22 protein-coding genes are annotated in these 21,817 nt (G+C 65.3%); 15 read left to right on the top strand and 7 right to left on the bottom strand.

The annotated features are described in order from the left end of the window. Positions 1-43 precede the first annotated feature (43 nt). From ACGHJ7_RS02075 to ACGHJ7_RS02065, 3 genes are all read right to left on the bottom strand, one after another. Complete coding sequence (locus ACGHJ7_RS02075; RefSeq protein ID WP_390474200.1) at positions 44-829, bottom strand: esterase/lipase family protein; 786 nt, start codon at positions 827-829, stop codon at positions 44-46. Between the two features lie 61 nt (positions 830-890). Beyond that, positions 891-1,427: a DUF3617 domain-containing protein gene (locus tag ACGHJ7_RS02070; RefSeq protein WP_390474198.1), complete on the bottom strand. Its 537-nt coding sequence runs from the start codon at positions 1,425-1,427 to the stop codon at positions 891-893. Further along, positions 1,415-1,975: a DUF3617 domain-containing protein gene (locus ACGHJ7_RS02065; protein ID WP_390474197.1), complete on the bottom strand. Its 561-nt coding sequence runs from the start codon at positions 1,973-1,975 to the stop codon at positions 1,415-1,417. Before ACGHJ7_RS02065 ends, ACGHJ7_RS02070 begins: the two co-directional genes overlap by 13 nt. Before the next feature lie 99 nt (positions 1,976-2,074). Here ACGHJ7_RS02065 and uvrB point away from each other — a divergent pair, with 99 nt between their 5' ends. Both uvrB and ACGHJ7_RS02055 read left to right on the top strand, forming a co-directional pair. After that, on the top strand, positions 2,075-4,267 hold the full coding sequence (uvrB, locus tag ACGHJ7_RS02060) for an excinuclease ABC subunit UvrB (RefSeq protein ID WP_390474195.1): 2,193 nt from the start codon (positions 2,075-2,077) through the stop codon (positions 4,265-4,267). Then, the gene (locus ACGHJ7_RS02055; protein ID WP_390474194.1) at positions 4,264-4,839 is read left to right on the top strand and encodes a hypothetical protein; all 576 of its coding nucleotides are present in this window, start codon (positions 4,264-4,266) and stop codon (positions 4,837-4,839) included. Before uvrB ends, ACGHJ7_RS02055 begins: the two co-directional genes overlap by 4 nt. Here the strand turns inward: ACGHJ7_RS02055 and ACGHJ7_RS02050 are convergent. Next, a complete protein-coding gene (locus ACGHJ7_RS02050) occupies positions 4,820-6,901 on the bottom strand; it encodes a protein-disulfide reductase DsbD family protein (protein ID WP_390474192.1) in 2,082 nt (693 codons plus the stop codon). The two genes, ACGHJ7_RS02055 and ACGHJ7_RS02050, sit on opposite strands and share 20 nt — an antisense overlap. Before the next feature lie 73 nt (positions 6,902-6,974). Between ACGHJ7_RS02050 and ACGHJ7_RS02045 the strand changes: the two genes are divergently transcribed. Continuing rightward, positions 6,975-8,201: a UbiH/UbiF/VisC/COQ6 family ubiquinone biosynthesis hydroxylase gene (locus tag ACGHJ7_RS02045; protein WP_390474190.1), complete on the top strand. Its 1,227-nt coding sequence runs from the start codon at positions 6,975-6,977 to the stop codon at positions 8,199-8,201. An 18-nt stretch (positions 8,202-8,219) separates the two neighbouring features. Here the strand turns inward: ACGHJ7_RS02045 and ACGHJ7_RS02040 are convergent, their stop codons facing one another. Genes ACGHJ7_RS02040 through hemC form a run of 3 tightly spaced genes read right to left on the bottom strand, consistent with a single transcriptional unit; the run spans position 8,220 to position 10,812 of the window. Further along, positions 8,220-9,137 (bottom strand): hypothetical protein, encoded by a 918-nt coding sequence (locus ACGHJ7_RS02040; RefSeq protein ID WP_390474189.1) that lies wholly within the window; start codon positions 9,135-9,137, stop codon positions 8,220-8,222. A gap of 56 nt (positions 9,138-9,193) precedes the next feature. Beyond that, complete coding sequence (locus tag ACGHJ7_RS02035) at positions 9,194-9,877, bottom strand: uroporphyrinogen-III synthase (protein WP_390474187.1); 684 nt, start codon at positions 9,875-9,877, stop codon at positions 9,194-9,196. Continuing rightward, entirely contained in the window at positions 9,874-10,812 is a 939-nt protein-coding gene (gene hemC / locus ACGHJ7_RS02030) for a hydroxymethylbilane synthase (protein ID WP_390474185.1), read from the bottom strand. The genes ACGHJ7_RS02035 and hemC overlap by 4 nt, the downstream gene beginning before the upstream one ends. Before the next feature lie 47 nt (positions 10,813-10,859). Here hemC and tsaD point away from each other — a divergent pair, with 47 nt between their 5' ends. The 12 genes from tsaD to ACGHJ7_RS01970 all read left to right on the top strand — a co-directional run bounded on the left by tsaD (position 10,860) and on the right by ACGHJ7_RS01970 (position 21,794). Next, positions 10,860-11,894 (top strand): tRNA (adenosine(37)-N6)-threonylcarbamoyltransferase complex transferase subunit TsaD, encoded by a 1,035-nt coding sequence (gene tsaD / locus ACGHJ7_RS02025; protein ID WP_390474183.1) that lies wholly within the window; start codon positions 10,860-10,862, stop codon positions 11,892-11,894. Beyond that, a complete protein-coding gene (locus tag ACGHJ7_RS02020; protein ID WP_390474181.1) occupies positions 11,891-12,901 on the top strand; it encodes an NAD(P)H-dependent glycerol-3-phosphate dehydrogenase in 1,011 nt (336 codons plus the stop codon). The genes tsaD and ACGHJ7_RS02020 overlap by 4 nt, the downstream gene beginning before the upstream one ends. Before the next feature lie 35 nt (positions 12,902-12,936). Beyond that, positions 12,937-14,418: a lipopolysaccharide biosynthesis protein gene (locus tag ACGHJ7_RS02015; protein WP_390474532.1), complete on the top strand. Its 1,482-nt coding sequence runs from the start codon at positions 12,937-12,939 to the stop codon at positions 14,416-14,418. Positions 14,419-14,509: 91 nt separating this feature from the next. Continuing rightward, positions 14,510-16,222 carry a von Willebrand factor type A domain-containing protein gene (locus ACGHJ7_RS02010; RefSeq protein ID WP_390474179.1) on the top strand — a complete coding sequence of 571 codons (1,713 nt, stop codon included), beginning with the start codon at positions 14,510-14,512 and terminating at the stop codon, positions 16,220-16,222. A gap of 82 nt (positions 16,223-16,304) precedes the next feature. Next, positions 16,305-17,045 (top strand): OmpA family protein, encoded by a 741-nt coding sequence (locus ACGHJ7_RS02005; RefSeq protein ID WP_390474177.1) that lies wholly within the window; start codon positions 16,305-16,307, stop codon positions 17,043-17,045. A gap of 10 nt (positions 17,046-17,055) precedes the next feature. Next, on the top strand, positions 17,056-17,205 hold the full coding sequence (locus ACGHJ7_RS02000) for a hypothetical protein (RefSeq protein WP_390474175.1): 150 nt from the start codon (positions 17,056-17,058) through the stop codon (positions 17,203-17,205). Beyond that, entirely contained in the window at positions 17,202-17,816 is a 615-nt protein-coding gene (locus ACGHJ7_RS01995) for a hypothetical protein (RefSeq protein WP_390474173.1), read from the top strand. Before ACGHJ7_RS02000 ends, ACGHJ7_RS01995 begins: the two co-directional genes overlap by 4 nt. A 57-nt stretch (positions 17,817-17,873) precedes the next feature. Continuing rightward, the gene (locus ACGHJ7_RS01990) at positions 17,874-18,230 is read left to right on the top strand and encodes a response regulator (protein WP_390474171.1); all 357 of its coding nucleotides are present in this window, start codon (positions 17,874-17,876) and stop codon (positions 18,228-18,230) included. A gap of 140 nt (positions 18,231-18,370) precedes the next feature. Then, complete coding sequence (locus ACGHJ7_RS01985; protein ID WP_390474531.1) at positions 18,371-19,546, top strand: acyl-CoA dehydrogenase; 1,176 nt, start codon at positions 18,371-18,373, stop codon at positions 19,544-19,546. 55 nt (positions 19,547-19,601) lie between these two features. After that, a complete protein-coding gene (gene maiA / locus ACGHJ7_RS01980; protein ID WP_390474169.1) occupies positions 19,602-20,246 on the top strand; it encodes a maleylacetoacetate isomerase in 645 nt (214 codons plus the stop codon). Between the two features lie 19 nt (positions 20,247-20,265). Beyond that, positions 20,266-21,276: a fumarylacetoacetate hydrolase family protein gene (locus tag ACGHJ7_RS01975; protein WP_390474167.1), complete on the top strand. Its 1,011-nt coding sequence runs from the start codon at positions 20,266-20,268 to the stop codon at positions 21,274-21,276. After that, positions 21,276-21,794, top strand: coding sequence for a DUF421 domain-containing protein (locus tag ACGHJ7_RS01970; RefSeq protein WP_390474166.1), 519 nt, complete (start codon positions 21,276-21,278; stop codon positions 21,792-21,794). The genes ACGHJ7_RS01975 and ACGHJ7_RS01970 overlap by 1 nt, the downstream gene beginning before the upstream one ends. Positions 21,795-21,817 lie beyond the last annotated feature (23 nt).

The following is a 21,817-nucleotide window of genomic DNA, read 5'->3' as shown; positions in this document are numbered from 1 at the left end:
AACCAGAAACGCAGGACCGCGCTTCGCCTGCAATACTGACGGTTCAGTCCGCCTCTAGTTCCCGCGCAACCGCAGCGATGGATTCAGGGGCATAGGAAAAGCCGATATGCGTGCAGCGCAAGGCGATCGCGCGGTCCCGCTCGCCCGGTCGTCCGGCGGCGGCGCGGTGATGGACGATCCCGTCGCGCGGGCTCCACAGTGCAATTGTCGGAACAGGGGGTTTGGCCGGCACGTCGGCCTCAATTGGGGGGCTGTCCACCGAATGACCGGCCACCAGCTGGTAGGCCCGCCATGCGTTGTTATCGCGCGGACTGCCAGAGAACGGCGTGCCCATGGTGATGACCTTGGCAACGGAGTCGCGATTCCTCTTCGCCAGTTCCCGCGCGAACAGCCCGCCGAGGCTCCAGCCGACGAGGACGACAGGTTCGCCCGTTCGCTGGCACACGTCGAGCAATCTCAGCTCCGCTGCCTCGAACCGCTCGCTGGAGACGCCCCAGTTGAAACCCTGCCCCCAGCGTTTGACGGCGTGACCTGCACCTTCCAGCACGCGGGCGAAATATCGCATACGAACGGGATGGGTGGCGAAACCGGGCAACAGGATAACCGTGCGGGGGGTCCGGGTCCGGGGCAATGCTATTCGCGTCGAGGGAGCCTTGACCACGCGCTTCACCGGCTCCGCCAGCGCGCTGAGTTCGCCGATCAGCAGCTTCCAGTCCGGCGTCCGCGAGTCTTCGGGCCACGGCTCACGCGCCAGTCCGACGCGGCGCGCGATCTCGCCGCCGACGCCGCTCGCTGCGCTCCGGAAGGGTATGGAAGGCCTTGGCATCATCTTCCGAGAAATCGACATCGCGATGCCGAATTGCAAGGCTACCCTGCGAAAGGCGGCCTTTTCACTGCGCTGCGGGACATTCGCCCACGCGCTCGGACGATACGTCGAATACGAGTTGCATCGAATGCCCGGGGATGAGCGGCGTGCTTGCGTCCATCGCCATCTCCAAGTCCAGTCCGTCCGCATCGGCAGTGCCGTCGAAACCGATCCGCGCTTCCATGCCGCTGCCTTGACACGCCAGGACCGCGTCCAGCGCCGGGGGATCGGTGGCGAAATCCTCGAACGCGCAGGTCAGGCCGTTCACATCCTCGCCAATGGTACGCAGCAAATCCTCGAAGCCACGCTCCGCCTCCTCGGGCGTCAGGCATTGCTGCTGGGGCTGCGCTGCCAGACCGGCCATCCGGTTGCGGAAGCGATCGGCGTCGGCAGGGGCAATCCCCGGCATTTCGAAGGATAGGAGCTTCGCCTCGGTCCGGTAGAGGCCCGGCGCCGGCCGTTCCAGCGCATCGGCCTGTCCCAGTACCTCCTCGGCCGACATCGGCTCGGAACCGCAGCCTGCAAGGACCAGCGAGCCCGCAATGGTTATCAGGCGGTGCATTCACCGATCCGCGTCGATTTCATGCGAAGCTTCATCTGCATCTCGCCGCCCGGCATTTCGGGGGATTTGCCGGACATGGCCATGGTGATGTCCTGGCTGGTTTCGGCAAGATCGCCCGTCATGTCGACCTGTGCCACGGTGCCGTCGTCCTGCGTGCAGGTCATGGAGGCCGTCAGCGTATTGCCCGCCGTTTCGAATTTCGAATATTCGCAATCCTGATCGGCCTGCTGCATTCCCTCGACCGCGTCCTGCCAGCCCTTCTCCGCCTGTTCCGCGGTCAGGCAGTAGGTCGTCGTCTGCGAGAAACCGCCTTCCATGATGCCGCGCATCATCTCTGCCTGGTCGTCGGGGATGCCGGGCAGCTGAAACTCGATCAGTTCCGAGGCGACTTCGTATTCGCCGGGCTGCGGTTTCACCAGGCTGTCGGCCAGCGCGGCCACCTGCTCCGCATCGGCGGGGTCGGCCACTTCGGCGCTGTCTCCGCATGCGGTCAGGGCGAGCGCCGTCACGGCACACAGCAATCCGGTCGTTCTGGCAGTTTGCGGCATTGAAACGGGCTCCTCTTGCTACGCCGGATGTGCCGCATCGGCTCCGGTCTGGCAACCGCCCGCTTGAGGACCGGGCCCGCCTGCCCCATATCCCCTTTCATGGCAGAACTGGTAATCCGTCGCGGTCTCGAAGAACCCGACACGAGCGACAACTTCACGCCCCACAAACCGGCGCGTCCGGAAAAATCCATGCCCGGCAAGAAGTTCGAGCTGGTGAGCGAATACACCCCGAGCGGCGACCAGCCCACCGCGATCGAGGAACTGGTGCGCGAGGCCGAGGGCGGCGAGCAGACGCAGGTGCTGCTGGGCGTCACCGGTTCGGGCAAGACCTTCACCATGGCCAAGGTGATCGAGGAATTGCAGCGCCCCGCCCTGATCCTGGCCCCGAACAAGATTCTGGCCGCGCAGCTTTACGGCGAGTTCAAGAGCTTCTTCCCGAACAATGCGGTCGAGTATTTCGTCAGCTATTACGACTATTACCAGCCCGAGGCCTACGTCCCCCGCTCCGACACCTATATCGAGAAGGAAAGCTCGGTAAACGAGGCGATCGACCGGATGCGCCACTCGGCCACGCGCGCCCTGCTGGAACGCGACGACGTGATTATCGTCGCGTCCGTTTCGTGCCTCTACGGCATCGGCTCGGTCGAGACCTATTCGGCCATGATCTTCGATATCAAGAAGGACGAAAGCGTCGACCAGCGCGAGATCATCCGCAAGCTGGTCGCCTTGCAATACAAGCGCAACGACGCCGCCTTCCAGCGCGGCACGTTCCGGGTGCGCGGCGACAATCTGGAAATTTTCCCCTCGCATTACGAGGACATGGCGTGGCGCGTCAGCTTCTTCGGCGACGAGATCGAGACCATTCACGAATTCGATCCGCTGACAGGCCAGAAGGGCCGCGAGCTGGAAACCATCCGCATCTACGCCAACAGCCACTACGTGACTCCGGGTCCGACGATGAAACAGGCTTCGGAAGCGATCCGCTTCGAACTGACGGAGCGGCTGAAGGAATTGCAGGAAGAAGGTCGCCTGCTCGAAGCGCAGCGCCTGGAACAACGCACGAATTTCGATCTGGAGATGATTGCCGCGACCGGCAGCTGCAACGGGATCGAGAATTACAGCCGCTTCCTGACCGGCCGCCTGCCGGGCGAGCCGCCGCCTACCCTGTTCGAATACCTGCCGGAAAACGCGCTGCTGTTCGTCGATGAAAGCCACCAGACCGTGCCCCAGATCGGCGCAATGTCGAAGGGCGACCATCGGCGCAAGATCACGCTGGCAGAACACGGCTTCCGTCTGCCAAGCTGCATCGACAACCGACCGCTCCGCTTCAACGAATGGGATGCGATGCGTCCGCAGACCTTTTGCGTATCGGCCACGCCTGGCGGGTGGGAAATGGACCAGTCGGGCGGCGTTTTTGCCGAACAGGTCATCCGCCCCACCGGCCTGATCGACCCGCCGGTCGAGATCCGCCCGGTCGAGGACCAGGTGCAGGACTGCATCCAGGAATGCCTCGCCACGGCGAAGCAGGGCTACCGGACGCTCGTCACCACGCTGACCAAACGCATGGCCGAAGACCTGACGGAGTTCATGCACGAGGCGGGCGTGCGCGTCCGCTACATGCATTCCGACGTGGAAACGCTGGAGCGTATCGAACTCATCCGCGACCTGCGACTGGGCGTCTACGACGTCCTGATCGGCATCAACCTTCTGCGCGAAGGCCTCGACATCCCGGAATGCGGGCTGGTCTGCATCCTCGACGCCGACAAGGAAGGCTTCCTGCGGTCCGAGACGTCCCTGATCCAGACCATCGGCCGCGCCGCGCGCAACGTCGATGGCCGCGTCATCCTCTATGCCGATCGCATTACCGGGAGCATGGAACGCGCCATGGCGGAAACCGAGCGCCGCCGCGAGAAACAGCGCGCCTATAACGAGGAACACGGCATCACGCCGCGCACGATCAAGCGCGACATTGCCGATATCGTGGCCCATTCGGCAGCCCAGGACGGCGTCACCGTCGATACCGGCGACGAGGAGCGCAACAACCTCGTCGGGCACAATTTGCGCGCCTATATCGAGGACCTGGAAAAACGCATGCGCGATGCTGCGGCCAATCTCGAATTCGAGGAAGCAGGCCGATTGCGCGACGAAATACGGCGGCTCGAGAACGACGAGCTGGGCCTGCCCGATACCGAGAAGAAGGCGCCCATCGTGGGCCGGTCCAACGAAGGCAAGCCGGGCACGCGCAAGCTGCGATACGGCCGCGAAACGAAGAAGCGGATGGGCCCGCGATGAGGTTCGCCGCCATCGTGCTGCTGGCCCTGACGGCCTGCCAGCAGGAAGACACCGATCCGTATGTCGAGCGGGTTCCTCTGGAAGAAGCCCAGCAATTCGCAGGCGAACCACTACCCTCGCCCAGCGTAGAGGGCGCCGTCTGGGCCGAGGTCGAGGAAGGCACCCGCCTCCTTTACGGGATTCCCGGCAGCACGCCGATGCTGGCACTGGCCTGCGAGCCTCTGCCGGGAGACGGTCCGAACCGGCTGGTCTTTACCCGGCTGGTCAAGGCCGACGCGAAGTCGAAGGCCCTGATGGCCCTGGTCGGCAACTTCCATGTCGCGCGCATTCCGGTCGATGCGACCTTCAACGGCCGCGCATGGGTCTGGCAGGGCAGCGTAGATCCGGCGAATGGCAATCTCGAGGCGCTGACAGGTCCGCGGGACGTCGAGCTGACCATTCCGGGCGCGGGCTCGCTGGTACTCAATGCCAGTCCGGTCCCCGGCGATTTCGTGGAAGACTGCCGGTCGCCAAGCGAGACGGACGCAGCAGCGGAAGCAGACGTCCCGCCCGCTATCGAACGGGGGTCGTGATGGACTTGGCGAGGTCCGGCAGCGTGCCGGGTGTGAGAACCTGCGGCAACCTGCGCGGCTCCGCCGTGCCGCCTGCCGGATACCACAGGTAGAGCGGCACTCCCGCCGCCCCTTGCCGGGTCAGGAATTCGGCAATCTCGTCATCCCTTCGCGTCCAGTCGCCGCGCAGCGAGATGACGCCGGCCCGCTCGAACGCCTGCCGGGTCTCTTCCCGCTCGATCCCCACGCGCTCGTTCAGCTTGCAGGTCACGCACCAGTCTGCGGTGAACCACACGAAGACGGGCCTGCCCGTGGCGCGCGCATCGGCCAGTGCTGCTTCCGTGAATGGCTGCGGATCCAGCAGCGATGCCGACTGCGCGGCCCCGTGGGCGTCCGCAACCGGCCCTGCACGGGCAGCCCCTACGGCAAAGACCAGTCCCAACCCAGCGGCCCATGCCGCGACCGGCAACCGGCGCCGGTGCAGGAAGAAAGCAAGCGAGATCGCCGCCAGCGCCGCCAGCCCGCCCAGCAGCAGCAGGAGTACTCCCCCCAGCTGCGTCAACAGCCAGCCCAGTGCCAGAACGGTCAGGCCCATGGGTATGGCCAGTATCTTGCGGAACGTGTCCATCCAATTTCCCGGCTTCGGCAGGCGATTGCGCAAGGCCGGCACGAAGCCGAGCAGCAGGAACGGCAGGGCAAGTCCAAGTCCGAGGCTGGCAAAGATGGCAAGCGCCAGCCAGGTCGGCAGCAACAGGGCAGCGCCGATGGCCGCAGCCATGAACGGCCCCGTACAGGGTGTTGCGACGACCGCTGCAAGCAGTCCGGTAGCAAAGGCCCCTGCAGGCTTGCCGCCGCTCGCAATCGGCCTTGAAGGCAATTCGAACAGGCCGGCGAAATTCGCGGTTATCAGCGTCGCCAGGACCAGCAGCGCGACGACGACGCCCGGCTCCTGCAACTGGAAGGCCCAGCCCACCTGCTCGCCCGCAGCGCGCAAGGCCAGCATTACGCCGCCCAGCGCGATGGTCGCCAGCATGACGCCAGCCGTATAGGCCAGCCCGTCGCGCCGTGCAGTCGGCTGGTCGATACCGGCGCGGGCCAGGCTCATCGCCTTCAAACTCAGCACCGGGAAAACGCAGGGCATGACATTCAGCAGAAGTCCCCCGGCGAATGCGCCCAGCAGGACCAGCCAGGCAGAGGGCAGCGCAGGCTCCCGGCCAACCAGAACCCGGCCGCCGGAGGGCACTTCGCCGCGTACCGCTTCGAACCGTAGGCCGCGCTCTTCATCGGTGCCCGCCGCCAGCTTGAGAATGCCGCTAAGCGTTCGGGGCTCCTCCCCCGATCCGGCGAGCGGTATCTCGGCAATCAGTTCGTCGCCGCCCTGCGAAAAACCTTGCCGCGCCGCGTATTGCACCACGTCCTTCTGCTCGAGGAACAGGTGCGGTTGCCCTGCATCCACACCCGACGGCAGCGGGATCGCAATACGCAGGAGTCTGCGCGACAGTTCGAACCGGGCCTTTTTATCGAGCAAGGGCGGAATGGCGGCGCGGTACTCGGCAAAGCGCGGGTCGCGCACACCGCCATCGGCAATGGTCACGGCGGCCTCGATCCGCGCTTCTTCCGGCACGCAGATCTGGTCCGTGCAGGCGAGATAGAATGCCTTGCCCGAAATGCGGAACGGCTCGCGAACGGCGGCATTCTCCGCCAGCCTCAGCGGGGCGAGTACCGCGTATTCGCCCTTGTAGACGTGGTTCATCAGCCCATCGATGGTCAGGCGGCTGGGGACGGGATATTCGAACGCGCCGACCGAGACACCGTCCGGCAGGTCCCACTCGACCTGCATCCCCAGCCCCGCATCCCCGGGATTGGACCAGTAGCCGTGCCATTCCTCCGACACGGGCACGAACCTTATGGCCAGCATCGTCTGGCCGCCGGGCGCTACCGGCCCCTCTACCTCCAGGGTGGCGCGGATATTCGGGGTTCCGCCCGGACCGGCGAAACCCTGCGGTTGGGCTGACGCCATCGCCGCGCCGAAGGACAGCACGAGGGCCATCATGGCCAGCAGGAATGACCTTGCAAGGGGCATGCGCGGACCCCTAGTGCCTATCGTGTGTTGGGGCAATGAACGCTGCAGGGCAGCACCTGATGGGACACGGAACATGAATGCATCCGATGGCGAAACCCGCGACTTGCTGATCATCGGCGGCGGACTGGTCGGCATGACGCTGGCTCTCGCCGCCGCGAGCCGAGGTTTCAGCAGCCACGTGATCGACCGTGCGCAGCCCGAGGACCTGACCGCAGAGGGGTTCGACGGGCGCGCAACGGCCATCTCCACCGCCAGCTGGAACCTGTTCTCGAAGATCGGCCTGGCCGATACGCTGGAGCCACTGGGCAGCCCGATCGACAGTATTGCCGTATCGGACCAGATGAAGCCCGGGCGCATCGATTTCCAGCCCGAAGCGCATGAAAGCTCTCTTGGCCGCATGTTTGCCAACCGGACGCTGCGCCTGACATTGTTCGATGCCGCGCGGAAGGAACCGCTGATTACGTGGCACAGCGGCGCCGAAGTCGCAGAGCGCACGCGCGGGGAATTCGGATGCTCGGCGCGGCTGGCAAGCGGAGAAATGCTGAGGGGCAGCCTGATGATCGCAGCAGAAGGCCGCGGCTCCCCCACCCGCGACGAGGCCGGCATTTCCGTGGCCAAGTGGCAATACGACCACCGCGCCATCATCGCAGGCCTGATTCATGAGAAACCGCACGGCAACGTCGCCTGGGAGATCTTCTACCCCGATGGCCCGTTTGCCCTGCTCCCCCTGCTGGATGACGAGCAGGGCCGCCATCGCAGCGCGCTGGTATGGACCGTGGACGAGGCGGATGCGCCCGGAATGCTGGCACTCGGCGATCGTGCATTCCTGACCGAGGCTGCCCGAAAGATGGGCGGCATTTTCGGCACCATCAGCGAAGTCGGGACGCGCAGTTCCTACCCGCTCGGCTTCCATCACACGGCCCGCATCACCGATCACCGGCTGGCCCTGATCGGCGACAGCGCACATGGCATCCACCCGATTGCCGGACAGGGCCTGAACCTCGGCCTGCGCGATGTCGGCGCGCTGGTCGAAGTGCTGGAGGAAGGTCGGCGTCTCGGACTGGAGCCCGGCGATGCCCAGATGCTGGAGCGCTATGAAAACTGGCGCGGGCTCGATGCCTTCACCGTGGCGCTGGCGACCGACGGGCTGACGCGACTGTTCGGGGTGCCGGGCAAGGCGGCCTCCGCCATACGGCGCCTCGGCATGGCGGGTGTCCAGCGGGTTCCTGCACTCAAGAGCTGGTTCATGGACGAGGCGCGCGGGATCACCGGCGACCGCCCGACCTTGCTGAAAGCCTGAGCGAAGTCGCTGCCGTCCTCAGGGATTGGCCGGTTCGAGAGAGCCGCCGATGCGGTTCCCGGTGCCATCGCGCAGCAATTGCGGCTCAAGAATTGCGGACGTCTCGATCAGATCGAGCGCGCGCTGGACCGCGGCATAGCGGCGCACGTCGGCGATCCAGCCTTCCGCATTGTCGGCGCCCGGCATGTTCTGCACCTCCTCGATAGCGGATTCGTACCGGCCGCTTTCAAGGAACAGCCGCGCCCGTTCCATCCGGCGCAGGGGCTGCGGCGATGGTGCGCTTTCCCTGCGAATAACAAACAGGCTGCCAAGCTCGCGGCGGATCGTATCGAGGCTGGGCGCTTCGCTGCTTTGCTGCAGGTCAGGCCCCAGACCCTCCAGCCGGGCGATCAGGCGATCAAGCGTCACCGGATCGCGCGATACGGAGGTGATGGTCCGCACGGCGTTCGGCTTCGCATCGCCGAACCTGAGGCGAAGCTGGTCCGCGAGAAAGCCGAGTTCCGCCCCCTTTTCCACCGTCCGGCGCGTTGCCAGAGCGATCAGCAAGCCTTCCGCCCGCGCCGCATTGCCGGCTGCCGCCTGCGCCTGGACATCGAGGCGCGCGAGACGCTGCTCCGCCGCGGCAAGCCGCTGGTCTATGCCGCCCTGCTGCTCCGTAACGCGGGCCACTGCCTGCGTGGCGCGTTCCACCGTCTCCACTGCAGCGGCGGTCTGGGCCGGCGCAGGCGATCCTTCCGGGGTCACCTCGCCTTCTATGCGGGCGAGGACGTCGTTCGCCTCGTCAATGGTGACGTCGACAGGCGAGGTATCGGCGAATGCCTCGCGCCATGCGAGATAGCCGAAAACGGCCGCCGCAATCAGCGCGACCATGAGCACCACTGCCAGAACGGAGCGTGCCGCACCGCGTGAGCGGCGTCTGGATGAAAAGTCGTTCATACGTTCCAGTCAGACGCGGCGGCCGAAACCGGCCGCGCCACCAATGCGATCCCTGTTTACGGCTTGTCGCACAATTCCCGCGCGGCTGCCAAGAGGGACGCGTCGTCCGGATGCTGCGCCACGGTCATGGACCGCCAGCCAGCCCCGGCCCGCTCAGCGATGCGAGGCGCCATGGCAATGCAATCGAATGCGGCTCGCTCCAGCGCCGCTGCGTCGCACTGGCGGGCAAAATGATCGGCCATTTCCCCCGAATGGAGCAGCACCGTGGCCCCACCGCGTAGCAATGAAACCTGCCGGTCGGAAAGGGAATGATAATGTGTGCGATAGGTGATGCAGGTTTCCACCGTGACCGAGGCAGGCACCTTCAATGGCAGGTGGGTTTCCCCGGCGAGCCGCAGCAAGTGGCGCGTTTCGCCGTCGATCTGGTCGAGAACCGATTGCAGGCCGCCAGAACCTGTGCGCTCAACGCTCATGCCGGCATCGCTGGCCAGTTGCGCAGTCGCCTCCCCGACGCAAAGGACCGGCAGGTGCGTGACCTTTTCCAGTTCCGCGCCGGCATGGCGGATGGCATTCGCGCTGCCGAGCAGAATGCCGTCGAACTGCTCGGCGGGCGCCTTCCACCGGGCTGCCGACACGGTGCAAAGAGGCATTCCGGTTGCCTTGAGCCCGAGGCCGAACGCGGCGACGAGCGTCGATGTCAGTCCGGGCTCGGGCCGCAGGACGACCAGCGGCCTGCTCACCGGGTCGCCTCGAAGACCGATCGGATGGAGGCGGGCGCCCGCGAAAGCAGGTCAGCGGCGAGCGCTTTCGCGCCTGTCAGGTCGTCTACGGACATCGTGGCCTCGCCCTCGACCCGGTCCCCGCCATCCGGACTGTAAAGGGCGCAGCGCAGGTCGATCATCGTGCCGCGGCAGGTAGAGAGCATGGCGATCGGGCTGTGACACGTACCGCCGAGCCCCTCCAGCACCGCGCGCTCCGCCAGCACCTCGGCATGGCTTGGCTTGTCGTCGATGGCGGCAAGCAACTGCCTGGTTCGGGAATCGTCCGTCCGGCATTCCAGCCCAATCGCCCCTTGCGCAGGTGCGGGCAGCCAGGCGTCCACCGCAAGGGGAATGCCTGCGTCCTCGCCCAACCGGTCCAGCCCTGCCTTGGCGAGGAACGTCGCGTCCGCCTCTCCCGCTTCCAGCTTGCCCAGCCGTGTCGCGACATTGCCGCGGAACATCACGACTTCGATATCGGGTCTTGCATGAAGCGCCTGTGCCGCACGCCTCGGGGCGGACGTGCCGACTTTCGCACCGGCCGCAAGATCGGCAAGCGACGCGGCGCCCACCAGCACGTCGCGCTTGTCCGCGCGGGGAAGGATGGCAGCGATGGTCAGGCTGTCCGGGCGCAGCGTCTCGACATCCTTCATGGAATGGACCGCGACATCGATGCGGCCTTCCGCAAGCCATGCATCGAGTTCCCGCGTCCACAGCGCCTTGCCCCCGATCTCGGCCAGAGGACGGTCCTGTATCCTGTCGCCACTGGCGACGACCGGCACCAGTTCGACGGCCGATTGCGGCCATCCATGCGCTGCACAAAGGCGATCGCGCGTCTCTTCCGCCTGCGCCATGGCAAGCGGGGAGCGGCGAGTGCCGAGACGAAGTTCGGGCGTGTTCTGGGAAGCGACTGTCATGGTGCGCGGCTTGCCCTAGCGTCGGCATCGGCTAAGGGGAAGCCAAGATGGGCGTGGTACTGGGTCTTGAATCGAGCTGCGATGAAACGGCAGCGGCGCTGGTGGGCAGCGACCGGCGCATCCTTGCCCAGCGCATAGCGTCGCAGGACGAAGAACACGCGCCCTATGGCGGCGTGGTCCCCGAAATCGCGGCCCGCGCCCATGCAGACCGGCTCGCGCCGATGATCGCTGCGGTCCTGGACGATGCAGGCATGACGCTGGACGATTGCGACGCGATTGCCGCGACAGCCGGCCCGGGGCTGATTGGCGGGGTCATGGTCGGCCTCGTCAGCGGGAAAGCGCTGGCCATGGCTTCCGGCAAGCCGCTGATGGCAATCAACCATCTCGAGGGCCACGCGCTCAGTCCCCGTCTGGCCGATGAAAGCCTCCGGTTTCCTTATGCGCTACTGCTGGTTTCGGGCGGACATTGCCAGATATTGCGGGTCGACGGGGTTGGCGAATATCGCAGGCTTGCGACGACCATCGACGATGCGCTGGGCGAGGCTTTCGACAAGTCGGCCAAGATCATGGGTCTTGGCTATCCCGGCGGCCCGGCGGTCGAGCGGCTCGCGATGCAGGGCGATGCATCGGCCGTACCCCTCCCCCGGCCCTTGCTCGGCTCTGCCGAACCCCATTTCAGTTTCGCCGGCCTGAAAAGCGCGGTCCTGCGCGCGCATGAGAGCGGACAATACGCCGATGCCGACATTGCAGCCTCTTTCCAGCAGGCGGCGGTCAATTGCGTGATCGACCGGCTGGAGACAGCCTTGTCGGGGCACGGCGATCTCCGCTCGCTGGTCGTTGCGGGCGGAGTCGCTGCCAACATGACGATGCGCGCAGCGCTGGAGGCTTTCGCTGCCGGGCGCGACATGGCCTTTACCGCGCCGCCGATGGCCCTGTGCACCGATAATGCCGCGATGATCGCCTGGGCAGGCTGCGAGCGGCTGCCCCTGCAGCAATCCGACCCGCTCGACTTCAGGGCCCGGCCGCGCTGGCCGCTCGATCCCGATGCGGAGCCCGTGCGCGGAGCAGGAGTGAAGGCATGAGCGAACTGGCAAAGGCAGGCGTCATCGGAGCAGGTGCCTGGGGCACGGCCATCGCGCAGATGCTCGCGAGCGACGGGCGCAGCGTCCTGCTTTGGGCGCGCGAACCGGAAGTGGTCGAAGGCATCAATGTCGATCACCGGAACGATGTCTTCCTGCCCTCGGCAAAGCTGGCCCCGTCCATCCGTGCGACCGGCGACCTTGCCGAACTGGCGTCCCTCGAGGCCGTTTTCGTGGTCACGCCGGCGCAGCATCTGGGCTCCACGCTGGGCGAGCTTGCGGCAAGCCCGCGCGACCTCGTCCTTTGCAGCAAGGGGATCGAGCGCGGCACGGGGCGGCTGATGAACGATGTCGCGGCGGCCGCATGTCCTGGCAGCGCGATTGCCATCATGAGCGGCCCTACCTTCGCGCACGAGGTTGCCGCCGGCCTGCCCACCGCCGTCACCCTGGCCTGCGCCGACGGGCGGGAGCAGTGGGACCGCCTTGCGCCAGTCATCGCACGGCCATCTTTCCGGCCCTATTTCTCCGAAGATGTCGCAGGTGCTGAAATCGGTGGTTCGGTGAAGAACGTCCTCGCAATCGCTTGCGGCGTGGTCGACGGGCTGGAACTGGGCCAGAACGCCCGCGCTGCGCTTATCGCACGCGGCTATGCCGAGATGCTGCGGTTCGGGGAGGCGCTGGGCGCGCGGGCGGAAACGTTGGCGGGCCTGTGCGGCCTGGGCGATCTTGTGCTCACCTGCTCCTCGACCTCCAGCCGCAATTTCTCTCTCGGCAAGGCGCTTGGCGAAGGCCAGTCGGCAGCCGATCTGATGAACGACCGGCGCACCGTCGCCGAAGGGGCGCATACCGCCCCGGTCCTGGCGGAACTGGCAAACAAGCGCGGCATCGCCATGCCGATCGTCGATGCCGTAGTCCGCCTGCTGGAAGGCGATCCGGCGCGGCAAGTCGTCGGCGACCTCCTTGCCCGCCCGCTGCGCTCCGAACAGGACGGCGCGAAAGCTGCCGGGTGAGCACCAGGGCAGACCATGACGGCGGCGCAGGCGACATGCAGGCGCTTGCGAAGGGTGGGCGTACCAATGTCCTGGGGTTCCTGCTGCGCCTTGCGGCGCGCATCCCCTTCCTCTTCATCGCCGGGCGCCTTTACGGTGTCGATGCACTTGGCCGGTTTGCCAGCGCCCTGGTCGTGATCGAACTTCTCGCCCTGGTCTGTTCCATGGGCGAGAAGCGCGGCCTGGCGCAGCGGCTTTCCGATGGCGAGACGGGGCGGGAAACCCATCTGGTTTTCGACGGACTGGCGCTGGCGCTGGTCTTTTCGCTGCTGGCGGCGACCTTCCTGTGGTTCGTGCCTGCGCCCATGTTTCCCAACGGCATGAACAGCCCGCTCGACCCCCTGCTGGTCGTTGCCATTCCGGCTTACGCGCTGACGGAGGTCCTGCTGGCAGCACAGGCCTATCGCTACGACATCAAGGCGACGGTCAATGCGCGGGCCATCGTGGAGCCCTGGACGATCTCCATCGCGGCAGGCGCGTTCTATTTCTGGAAGCCCGATGCGGGACTGGCTCTGGCCTATATCGCCTCGATCTATGCCGGGCTTTTTGCAGCACTCTGGCCCTTCATGCGCGATTACGGCCTGCCGATGGACTGGCGCCCCGACCCGCGCCGCATCTTCGGCATTACCGGCCGCGCCCTGCCATTGGCGACAGCCGACGCGATCGAATGGGGCACGCGCCGGGTGGACATTTTCATCCTGGGTTTCTTTGCCGCGCCCGCAGCGGTGGGCATCTATTACGCAGCGCAGCAGGTCGCGAGCCTGCCGCAAAAGCTGAAGACGAGTTTCGAGCCCATCCTGGGCCCCGTCATCACCCGCAATCTGAAGACCCGGAACTACGGCGCCATAGCCCGGCAGGTGCGGCAGGTCGGTTTCTGGATCATTGCGGCACAGGCCGGGATTGCGCTGGCGCTGGGCATACCGGGCGAAGCCGTGATGGGTCTGCTGGGGCCGAATTTCGTCGGCGGCACGGGGGCGCTGGGCCTTCTCCTGCTGGCCGAGGTCGTCGCCTCTGCCGCCGTGGTTTCGGAAGCTGCGCTGGTGTACATTGCCCGGGTCCGCAATCTCTGGATTTCCATCGGCACGATTGCCGTGCAGGCCGCGCTGACGGTGGTGGTCCTGACCTTTATCGAGCGGTCCGCCCTGCCTAACGGTTTCATGGCTGCAGGCGCAGCCGGAGCGCTGATGGTGTCCCTGGCCCTGGCATCGCTGGTCAAGGCGCTGCTCCTCTCGAAGCTGCTGGGAGCGCCGGTCGTAAACTGGCGCTGGGCGCTGGTCTGGGCAACGGCGCCTGCCGTGCTGGTCGGCTATGGCGCGACTTTCCTGCCGGAATGGCTCGAACTGCTGGTCGGCATTCCTGCAATCCTCGGCGTGTATGGCTTCGTCATCTGGCACCGCGGTTTCGGACCGGACGACCGGGTGCTTTTCAGCAGGAGCAGCGACGCGGAAACGGCAGGAGACGCGACCGCTTCGTCGTAGCTACGGGGCATTCAGTCGCCATTCACGGCTTTTTGCCGAGCCTTGCGGTGATGGGCGCCACTGCGCGCCCGACATCCGGGGAGATAATCATATGCGGACCGTCCGTTTCGTTACCGCCACCGCCTTGGCAGGAACGCTAGCCGCCTGCGCCACGACGCAGGACAATGTCGGCAACGATCAGATCGTCGTCACCGGGTCGCGCGAATCGAACGACAAGGGTGTTCGAACTGCGCCTCCGCCGCCCCCTCCCCCGCCACCACCGCCGCCGCCCGCCAGCATGGCCGTCGCGCCTTCCCCGGTATCGGGCGCTATCGCTTCGGAGGCCGTCGGCAGCGGACCCCAGACGTCCACTGTCGCCGGATCGCAGAAATACCGTTACGTGCCGCCCGTCGTCGTGCCTGCCGATCCGGGGCGTGAGCAATATGAGGGCGAGGAAGTCTCGCCGGTCAAGATCGCCCGCAGCGAGCCTGTCAGCACCTTCTCCGTCGATGTCGATACTGCCAGCTACGCCAATACGCGGCGCTTCCTGACCGATGGGCAGACGCCGCCCAGGGCTGCCGTGCGGACCGAGGAGCTGATCAATTATTTCCGCTACGATTACGACACCCCGGACCGGGTGGACCAGCCGTTCAGCGTGAACCTCGACGTGGCGCAAAGCCCGTGGAACTCGCAGACGCGCATCGTGCGCATCGGGCTTGCCGGATACGAATTGCCGAAGCAGGACCGCCCGCCGGCCAATCTGGTCTTCCTGCTCGATGTCTCTGGGTCGATGGGCAGCCCGGACAAGCTGCCGCTGGTGAAGACCGCAATGCGCCAGCTGGCAAACCAGTTGCAGGAACAGGACCGCGTATCGATCGTGGTTTATGCAGGTGCCGCGGGGCTGGTGCTGGAACCGACCAATGATCCCGTCGCGATCCGCAGCGCGATGGACGATCTGCAGGCCGGCGGCTCTACCGCTGGCGGTGCAGGGATCGAACTCGCCTATCGCATTGCCGAGGCGAACCGGATCGAAGGCGGCGTCAACCGCGTGATCCTGGCGACGGATGGCGACTTCAATGTCGGCCTGTCGAGCCGCGAAGCGCTGGTCGAGATGATCGAGCGCAAGCGCGAGAGTGGAACCACGCTCAGCGTCCTCGGCTTCGGGCGCGGCAACATCAACGACGCGATGATGGAGCAGGTGGCCGACAACGGGAACGGCAATTACAGCTACATCGACAGCGCGCTGGAAGCGAAGAAGGTCCTGGGCGAGGAAATGGGCGCGACCATCTTCACCATCGCCAAGGACGTGAAAGTGCAGGTCGAATTCAATCCGGCCGTCATCAGCCAGTACCGGCTAATCGGCTACGAGAACCGAATCCTGCGCGAGGAAGACTTCGACAACGATGCCGTCGATGCCGGCGATATCGGCGCGGGGCACCAGGTCACCGCACTGTACGAAGTGGTTCCGGCAGGGTCCGATGGATGGGTTCCGGCCCGCCGCTACGACGATCCGCTGCCGGCGGCAGCCACCGGCGCAGCCAGCGAAGCGGCGTATGTGAAGCTTCGTTACAAGCAGCCGGACGGCGACACATCGACCCTGATAGAGCAGGTCCTGCCGGCCAGCGCGCTCGCCACCTCGTCCATGCCCACGGGCGATTTCGCCTTCGCCACCGCGGTGGGCGCGTTCGGCCAGAAATTGCGGGGCGATCCGATGCTGGCCGATTACAGCTGGCGCAATGTCGAACGGCTGGCTGGACGGCAGGACAATTTCTACCGGCAGGAATTCATCAAGCTGGTCGGCCTCGCCGGGGCATCGCAGGAATAGGCAGCAAATTCGGGAATAGGGGGCTGGTTCACCTGGACCGGCCCCTTTTCACCATCGCCGCGCCGCCTTAAGGGGGCGGGATATGCCAGCGCGTTCCTCCCTCCTGATCTTTGCCGGGGCCATCATCGTGGCTGCGCTCGCCATTCTGTGGAGCACGCGGACGGCAGGCGAACTGGCGGACGGGCTTGCACGACAGGCACAGGACGTCGTCGCCCGGTCCGGCGCGCGCGAGGCGCAGGTCAGCTTCGCGACCGCCGATGGCTGGCCCAGTCGCCATGCCCTCCTGACGCCGACCGCCGAACTGGACGAGGGAACGCGCGCCGATCTGGCCGGTGCCATTGCCGCCATCCCCGGCGTCGGCGGCGTTCACTGGAGCGATGGCACCATGCTGGCGGAAAGCGGCGAGGCTACCTTCACTTCGATGCATTGCCAGGACGATGTCGCCTCGCTGCTGAATGCCCGCACGCTCAGGTTCGAGGAATCCAGCGCCGACATGGATTTCGGCAATGACGAACTGCTCGACGAAGTGGCAGCAGCGCTTCGTCCGTGCCTTGGAAGCATCATCGCGATTACGGGCCATACCGACAGCTCGGGCGATGAAGCGGCCAATCTCGCCCTGTCGCGGGACCGTGCCGATACGGTCCGGCGCGAACTCGTCGCGCGCGGCATCCCGCAGGACGGATTGAGGGCGCGCGGCGTCGGAGCAAGCGTGCCGGTCGAAGGCCTGGACCCGGCCGACCCGGCAAACAGGCGGATCGAATTTTCCGTTATCGCGAAAGTTCCCCTCATCCCCACCCCCGTCGACACACCAAGCGCGAGGTAGGAGGAACGCCGTGCCCATCTGGTTCGAACTCGTCGCCCTGTCGCTCGCGGCTTATGTCATCGGCCTTGGCATCGGTTGGATGCTATGGGGACGCTCGGAATCCCTTTCGCCGGACGCTGACGAAACTGAACAAACTTCTGCAGAAGGACCCGTGTCATGATGCAACTTGCCCAAGCCAACTGGCCCATTCTCCTCGCCGCACTGTTGATTGGCCTGATTGTTGCCTGGCTGCTGTTCCGCAGCAACCGCAAGACGACCATCGCGCGCGGTACCGATACCCCGGAGGACGGAGCACCCGCCCGGCGCAACCAGGCATTGATCGATGCACCGCCGGTTGCCGCAGGAGCCGTCGGCGGGGCTGCCGTGGCTGCGAAGGGCGCAGCAGTCTCTGCCGAGCCGGAAGCCCCTGCCGTGCAGGAGGAGACCCTTGCCAGCGACGAGCCTTCCGACCCCGCCGTGGATCCCGATCCGGCCCCGGCAATCGCACCCGCGTCCGCACCGGCGGAAACGACAGGACCCGCCCCCTCCGGCACCGCCGACGATCTGAAGCGGATCAAGGGCGTGGGGCCGAAGCTTGCCGCGCTCCTCAACGAACTGGGCGTCACCAGCTTCGCGCAGATTGCCGCGTGGGACGATGCCGAGGTCGATCGGATCGACGCCGAACTCGGGCGCTTCCAGGGCCGCATCCGCCGGGACGACTGGCGCACTCAGGCGCGCCTCCTCGCGGCTGGGGACACATCCGGATATGAAAACGAATTCGGCAAGTTATAAAGTAACGGGAACCGAACCCCGCCCGCCCCGTTGATTGCGTCAGGTGGGAGAATAACTATGGAAAAGCCGACGATACTGGTCGCCGAAGATGAACGCATCATCGGTTTCGACCTGTGCGAAACCGTGGCCGAAGCCGGTTACGAGGTGGACGGTCCGTTCGAGGCAGTATCGTCCGCCATGCTGGCCTACCAGAAGAACAAGCCCGACCTTGCGATACTGGATGTGCAACTGGGCGACGGCGTGGTCTTCCCGCTGGCCGAGAAAATGATGGCCGAAGACGTCCCTGTGATCTTCCATTCGGGTCATTATTCCGGTGATGACGTAAGCCGTCGCTTCCCCAGGTCGCGAACCCTGTCGAAGCCGACTGCGCCGGCGCAAATCCTGTCGGAAGTGAAGCAAGCTCTTTCGCGCTGAGCGCAGTTTCCGGCGCAGTATGACGCCGGGAAAACCGCACCTTGCCAATGCAGACCTAGACACGTCTTGCGAAGACCGTTCGCAAGGGGCAATGACCGGTGCCTAGCGAAGGAGAGACAATGGCAGGCGCAAATTCCGGAATGGCCCCTTTCACGTGGGACGACCCCTTCCGCCTCGACGATCAGCTGACGGAAGACGAGCGCATGATCCGCGAGGCGGCTCACGGCTTTGCGCAGGATACGCTGCAACCGCGCGTGACCGATGCCTACCGCGACGAGATCGACGCGCCCGAACTTTTCCCCCTGTTCGGGCAGGCGGGCCTGCTGGGCGCGACCGTGCCGGAAGAGTATGGCGGCGCGGGTGCGAGTTACGTGTCGTACGGCCTGATCGCGCGCGAGATCGAGCGGGTCGACAGCGGCTACCGTTCCATGGCCAGCGTTCAGTCCAGCCTCGTCATGTTCCCGATCCACGCCTTCGGATCGGAAGAACAGCGCCGCAAATACCTGCCCGGGCTGGCGTCGGGCGAACTGATCGGCTGTTTCGGCCTGACGGAACCCGATGCAGGGTCCGATCCTGGCGGCATGCGGACCTATGCCAAGAAGGACGGCGACGGATATGTCCTGTCGGGCGCGAAGACATGGATTTCCAACTCCCCCTTCGCCGACGTCTTCGTCGTCTGGGCCAAGAGCGAGGCGCATGGCGACGGCATTCGCGGCTTCATCCTCGAAAAGGGAATGGAGGGGCTTTCCGCGCCCAAGATCGAGGGCAAGCTCAGCCTGCGGGCCAGCACCACCGGCATGATCGTGATGGACGAGGTGAAACTGCCCGCCGATGCGCTGCTGCCCGAGGTACAGGGCCTGAAAGGTCCGTTCAGCTGCCTCAACCGCGCACGCTACGGCATCAGCTGGGGCGCGGTGGGCGCTGCAGAGTTCTGTTATCACGCGGCGCGCCAGTACGGCCTCGATCGCAAGCAGTTCGGCGTGCCGCTGGCATCGAAGCAGCTTTACCAACTCAAGCTGGCCGACATGATGACCGACATTTCCATGGGCCTGCAGGCCAGCCTGCGTGTCGGGCGCCTGATGGACGAGGGGAGGTTCGCGCCCGAGATGATCTCGATCGTCAAGCGCAACAATGTCGGCAAGGCTCTGGATATCGCCCGCAAGTCGCGCGACATGCATGGCGGCAACGGGATTTCCGAGGAATACCAGGTCATCCGTCACATGGTGAACCTCGAAACGGTCAATACCTACGAGGGCACGCATGATGTCCATGCGCTGATCCTGGGCCGGGCGATCACGGGGCTGGCCGCGTTCTGACATACGTCTGGAACGCGCAGCCTGCCCGTTCGTCCATGCTACGGAGGACGGGCACATGAAGCTCTATGGTTATTACAGAAGTTCGACCAGCTACCGCCTGCGCTGCGCGCTGGAGCTGAAAGGCATCGCGTATGAAAATTGCGCGGTGAACCTGCTGAAAGCGGAGCAGAAGGACGCGGCCTTCACCAGTCGCAATCCGTTCGGCAGCGTGCCGATGCTGGAGACGGCAGATGGCGACAAGGTGCAGTCCATGGCCATCATCGAATGGCTCGACGATGCTTATCCCGATGCGCCGCTCTTGCCCGCCGATCCGGAGCAGCGGTATCTCGCACGGGAGCTAGCCTATGCGATCGCGACCGAACTGCATGCTCCGCTGAACCTGCCGGTGCTGAAATACCTGAAGGACGAACTGGACCAGTCCCCGCAGCAGGTGGGTGACTGGTATCGCCACTGGCTCGCCCGCACGCTGGACCCGCTGGAGCAGCGGCTGGCGCAGCTGGGAACGGGCGATTTCCTGTTCGACGGGCCCGGCTTTTTCGAAGTCGTGCTGATGCCGCAGATCTACAATGCCCGCCGTTTCGACTTCGATTTCGGCGACAAGCCCCACACCAAACGGATCGAGGCTGCGTGCCTTGCTCTGCCGGCGTTCCAGCGCGCGCATCCCGATGCGCAGCCGGATGCCCCGAAAAACACAGACTAGAACCTAAGGACGAGATGCCATGAAACTCGCAACGCTCAACGATGGAACCCGCGACGGCAAGCTAGTCGTCGTCTCGAAAGACATCACCCGCTACTGCGCCGCTGATAACATTGCGCCGACACTGCAGGCCGCGCTCGACAATTGGGAAGAATGCGCGCCGAAACTGGAAGCGCTCTACCGCGATGTCGAACACCAGGCTGTCCCGTGCGAGCGGTTCCACGAGCGCGAGGCGCATTCCCCCCTGCCCCGCGCCTATCAATGGGCCGATGGCAGCGCGTACATCAACCACGTCGAACTGGTGCGCAAGGCGCGCGGCGCGGAGGTTCCGGAGAGCTTCTATCATGATCCGCTGATGTACCAGGGTGGCAGCGACGACTTCCTTCCGCCGCGTGCCGACATTCCCCTGGGCGATGTGAAATGGGGCTGCGACATGGAAGGCGAAGTCGCCGTCATTACCGACGACGTTCCCATGGGCGTGTCGAGCGAGGAAGCCGCTGGCCACATCAAGCTGGTCATGCTGGTAAACGACGTCTCGCTTCGTGGCCTTATCCCCGGCGAACTGGCGAAGGGATTCGGCTTCTTCCAGTCGAAGCCTGCGACCGCATTCAGTCCGGTATGCGTGACCCCCGACGAACTGGGCGATGCGTGGAAGGGCAACGTCATCCACCTGCCGCTGATGGTGAATTACAATGGCGAGCCCTTCGGCAGGGCACAGGCTGGCCAGGATGCGACCTTCAGCCTGGCAGATCTTGTCGCCCACGCAGCCAAGACGCGCAATCTGGGCGCGGGTGCGATCATCGGATCGGGCACGGTCAGCAACAAGGGGCCGGAAGGCGATCCGGGCAAGCCTGTCAGCGAAGGCGGGCTGGGCTATAGCTGTATTGCCGAAATCCGCATGATCGAGACGATTGCCGAAGGCGAGGCGAAGACCCGCTTTATGCATCCGGGTGACACGGTCAAAATATGGATGGACGATGCGGAGGGCCATTCGATCTTCGGCGCCATCCGGCAGGAAGTGGTTCAGGCCTGATGTTCTTTGAAGCGACCTGGCCCGATGTAATTGCGCGCGCAGCGATCCTGTCGACGGTGGGCCTGTTCTGGGTTGTCCTGCTGGTCCGGATCGTGGGCCTGCGCTCTTTTTCCAAGATGACGAATTTCGACTTCGTCATGACGGTCGCGACGGGTTCGCTTCTGGCCGGCGCGGCGCAGGCGACCGACTGGACAGGCTTCGCCCAGGCGATGCTGGCGATGGCCACCATGTTCTTCGTGCAATTGACCGTGTCCCGCATCCGCAAGAACTCCGACCCGTTCGAGAAGGCGATCCAGAATGATGCCGTCCTGCTGATGAAGGACGGGGAGTTCTGCGAAAAAGCGCTGCATGACGAACGCGTTGCCAAGTCCGACGTCATGGCCAAGCTGCGCGAAGCCAATGTGCTGGAAATGGGCAAGGTCAGGGCCGTCGTCCTGGAGACGACCGGGGACGTGTCCGTTCTCCATGGCGACACGCTGGAGAAAACGCTGATCGCGAATGTCCGGGACCTGACCTGACGGGGCAGGTCCCGGCTTGTTCG

This window comes from Altererythrobacter sp. MTPC7 (genome assembly GCF_042851395.1).
Lineage (GTDB): Bacteria > Pseudomonadota > Alphaproteobacteria > Sphingomonadales > Sphingomonadaceae > CAJXSN01.
The sequence above is the reverse complement of the archived record's forward strand: the minus strand, read 5'-3'. Positions and strand labels throughout refer to the sequence as shown.

Excerpts from the sequence above, each read along its gene's own strand:
- ACGHJ7_RS02075 (WP_390474200.1), bottom strand. The coding sequence starts at position 829 with ATGATGCCAAGGCCTTCCATACCCTTCCGGAGCGCAGCGAGCGGCGTC.
- ACGHJ7_RS02070 (WP_390474198.1), bottom strand. The coding sequence starts at position 1,427 with ATGCACCGCCTGATAACCATTGCGGGCTCGCTGGTCCTTGCAGGCTGC.
- ACGHJ7_RS02065 (WP_390474197.1), bottom strand. The coding sequence starts at position 1,975 with ATGCCGCAAACTGCCAGAACGACCGGATTGCTGTGTGCCGTGACGGCG.
- uvrB (WP_390474195.1), top strand. The coding sequence starts at position 2,075 with ATGGCAGAACTGGTAATCCGTCGCGGTCTCGAAGAACCCGACACGAGC.
- ACGHJ7_RS02055 (WP_390474194.1), top strand. The coding sequence starts at position 4,264 with ATGAGGTTCGCCGCCATCGTGCTGCTGGCCCTGACGGCCTGCCAGCAG.
- ACGHJ7_RS02050 (WP_390474192.1), bottom strand. The coding sequence starts at position 6,901 with ATGCCCCTTGCAAGGTCATTCCTGCTGGCCATGATGGCCCTCGTGCTG.
- ACGHJ7_RS02045 (WP_390474190.1), top strand. The coding sequence starts at position 6,975 with ATGAATGCATCCGATGGCGAAACCCGCGACTTGCTGATCATCGGCGGC.
- ACGHJ7_RS02040 (WP_390474189.1), bottom strand. The coding sequence starts at position 9,137 with ATGAACGACTTTTCATCCAGACGCCGCTCACGCGGTGCGGCACGCTCC.
- hemC (WP_390474185.1), bottom strand. The coding sequence starts at position 10,812 with ATGACAGTCGCTTCCCAGAACACGCCCGAACTTCGTCTCGGCACTCGC.
- tsaD (WP_390474183.1), top strand. The coding sequence starts at position 10,860 with ATGGGCGTGGTACTGGGTCTTGAATCGAGCTGCGATGAAACGGCAGCG.
- ACGHJ7_RS02020 (WP_390474181.1), top strand. The coding sequence starts at position 11,891 with ATGAGCGAACTGGCAAAGGCAGGCGTCATCGGAGCAGGTGCCTGGGGC.
- ACGHJ7_RS02015 (WP_390474532.1), top strand. The coding sequence starts at position 12,937 with ATGCAGGCGCTTGCGAAGGGTGGGCGTACCAATGTCCTGGGGTTCCTG.
- ACGHJ7_RS02010 (WP_390474179.1), top strand. The coding sequence starts at position 14,510 with ATGCGGACCGTCCGTTTCGTTACCGCCACCGCCTTGGCAGGAACGCTA.
- ACGHJ7_RS02005 (WP_390474177.1), top strand. The coding sequence starts at position 16,305 with ATGCCAGCGCGTTCCTCCCTCCTGATCTTTGCCGGGGCCATCATCGTG.
- ACGHJ7_RS01995 (WP_390474173.1), top strand. The coding sequence starts at position 17,202 with ATGATGCAACTTGCCCAAGCCAACTGGCCCATTCTCCTCGCCGCACTG.
- ACGHJ7_RS01990 (WP_390474171.1), top strand. The coding sequence starts at position 17,874 with ATGGAAAAGCCGACGATACTGGTCGCCGAAGATGAACGCATCATCGGT.
- ACGHJ7_RS01985 (WP_390474531.1), top strand. The coding sequence starts at position 18,371 with ATGGCCCCTTTCACGTGGGACGACCCCTTCCGCCTCGACGATCAGCTG.
- maiA (WP_390474169.1), top strand. The coding sequence starts at position 19,602 with ATGAAGCTCTATGGTTATTACAGAAGTTCGACCAGCTACCGCCTGCGC.
- ACGHJ7_RS01975 (WP_390474167.1), top strand. The coding sequence starts at position 20,266 with ATGAAACTCGCAACGCTCAACGATGGAACCCGCGACGGCAAGCTAGTC.
- ACGHJ7_RS01970 (WP_390474166.1), top strand. The coding sequence starts at position 21,276 with ATGTTCTTTGAAGCGACCTGGCCCGATGTAATTGCGCGCGCAGCGATC.